A 2,236-nucleotide genomic window follows, 5' to 3' on the forward strand; every position below is an offset into this window, starting at 1 on the left:
ATAAATTACAAGCCTTCACACGAGAGAAAATATTCCATCCGTCAACTATTAATTCTGAGGGCACAGTTTTATTTCCTTCTTCCACTTCTGCAACATCTTTCGATATCAGTGCTGGAATGACACCTTCTGACATTGTTTCGCCATAGCTTCCCTTTAACCTGATAGCTTTGGCAGGTAAGTGTCCCTTAACAGTAGGAGTTCCATCCGAATTTGTAATTTCTGTAACTCTTTCACAGCAAGCTTTTCAAGCTTTGCGTGGCGGCAAAATATCTCTGCGCTACTTTTACGCCCATAGGCTGCACTTAGTGACAAGAACCTTCTATTTTCGCCTTTTAGCGAGTGCAGAACTTTTCGGTTTACTGACTATATTGCTACATTTTTGTAACAAAACTACAAATTTACAAGCAATTAGACGATAATGTTCCTAAAGTTATGCATAAAACTTATAGGAGTAAAATCACATTGGAGTTAGTTGTTACTAATCGTTCTCGACTTATCAATAAATATGGTGAGTTAGGGTGGCAAACCATTAAACAAGAAATAGATAAATATCTGGAAGCTTTATATAATGTAGGGGAATTCCAAGCTGACATATTTTTTATAGATGAATTAATTGACAAGGGTGAAGAAGAGCCAAAAAGAATTAAAGCTGAGCTTCGGTCGCTATACGAAAAATATTCAGCAAAGTATCTCTTATTACTAGGAGGAGATGATATAGTTCCTTTTTATCGCTTATCTGATAATACGCCAGATAGAGACATAGATTTTCATATTTTTTCAGACACTTACTACAGTGATTTTCAAACAAGGAAAATGGATCACTGGCCTGTAATGGGAGTAGGACGTTTGCCTGATGGCGGTAACAATGCAGAACTCCTAGTCAACCAAATCCAAGGCTCTGTAAAGCTTCACCAGAAAGGGGGTGTGCCAATTAGCAACAACCACATTGGATTTTCTACTGAAAGATGGGAACTTGCTTCTAGGAGAACTTATGCTCGGATCAGTCGAGATAATCAGCAACTGTTTCTATCTCCTCCTTTAGGGTTGAAGAAAAATCTTGTAAATGGTGTCACTGAAGTTATTAATAGTAGTTATTTTCCAGCACCTAGTAATATTCTATTTTTTAACTTACATGGTGAGCACGACCAAGCTATTTGGTATGGAGAGCGACGGATAACATCAGGCAAAATCACTTTGATGTATTTTCTACCAGAACTCATCAATCATGAGTTATTTAATAAAATTCCACTAACCAACAGTATTTTATTATGCGAAGCGTGCCACGGTTCTGCAATACACAATGGACGTACACCTATGAACAGTCTAGCTCTTTGCGCTCTTCAACAGGGGGCATCTGCGTTTTTTGGCTGCACTGGTACAAGCTATGCAGCCTTTCTACCTCAAAGTGGTCCCTCTGGGGAAAGTGGAATAGATGCTATCTTTCAAACTTTAATTCACTCTCTTATAGTCAAAGGTTTAACTTTTGGTGATGCTCTTAAAGAAACAAAGCAATTTTATCAAATTCATAGTGCACAAGACAAAAAGAATATCTTAGGATTAACACTACTGGGAGATCCAATGTTACGGTTTCAACTGGAGGAAAATTCAAATGGATAGTGAAACAGTTAAAAATCGTATTCAAAATGAAATTATAAGGGAACAGTTTCCGGAGATGAGTAATATTGTTCCGCAAGTGGAGTTTGGACCAGCCGAAAGGCAATTAAGCACTCTTCGCCGCAGTCGTGACATAATTACTGAGACCGATATTAATAGTATACCTAAAGAGTATAAATTGACTTATCGGCTCAGGCGGAGTGAACAATTTCCATTTAATAAAACTGTTATAGTAACAACAAATGAACAAGGTGAACCACAGCTCATCATCGAAAGTAAATGAATCAAAAGCTGAGCAAGAATTAAAAGAAATTAAAATTACAGGGTATGGTGCAACTGTGACAGTTGTAAATAATGCTCTGCAAAATATTTGTAATCACCAGTTACCGGCCACTCATCAATTATTAGCTGATTTTAGCTTTCATTCTGAGCAAGTATTTATCCAACTTAATACTAAAAGTGAAAAATTTCTTCTCCTTCCAACACAATCACATAAAATCACAGCAAGTAGTCGTGTAAGACAAGGGCGTGTTATCACAGAATCAGCCCCAATGCTGTGGGAAGAAGTAGCTCAAATGCTCAGTATAAGCCGTAAGGTTTGTATTACACATACTGACTTCTC

At 37.4% G+C, this 2,236-nt stretch carries 3 protein-coding genes; all 3 read left to right on the forward strand.

Features of this window, described 5'->3' with window-relative positions:
* The first annotated feature begins 462 nt into the window (after nt 1–462).
* The gene (locus AB0756_RS39970) at nt 463–1,617 is read left to right on the forward strand and encodes a C25 family cysteine peptidase (RefSeq protein ID WP_162002255.1); all 1,155 of its coding nucleotides are present in this window, start codon (nt 463–465) and stop codon (nt 1,615–1,617) included.
* Nucleotides 1,610–1,897, forward strand: coding sequence for a hypothetical protein (locus AB0756_RS39975; RefSeq protein ID WP_038124273.1), 288 nt, complete (start codon nt 1,610–1,612; stop codon nt 1,895–1,897). The genes AB0756_RS39970 and AB0756_RS39975 overlap by 8 nt, the downstream gene beginning before the upstream one ends.
* On the forward strand, nt 1,857–2,236 hold a 380-nt coding region (locus AB0756_RS39980), incomplete at its 3' end, for a hypothetical protein (RefSeq protein WP_408104066.1). The genes AB0756_RS39975 and AB0756_RS39980, both read left to right, overlap by 41 nt.

The sequence above is a fragment of the Tolypothrix campylonemoides VB511288_2 genome (assembly GCF_045999855.1).
In the GTDB taxonomy this organism is placed as follows: domain Bacteria; phylum Cyanobacteriota; class Cyanobacteriia; order Cyanobacteriales; family Nostocaceae; genus Scytonema; species Scytonema bouteillei_A.

Coding starts and splice junctions, on each gene's coding strand:
- AB0756_RS39975 (WP_038124273.1), top strand. CDS start 1,610: ATGGATAGTGAAACAGTTAAAAATCGTATTCAAAATGAAATTATAAGG.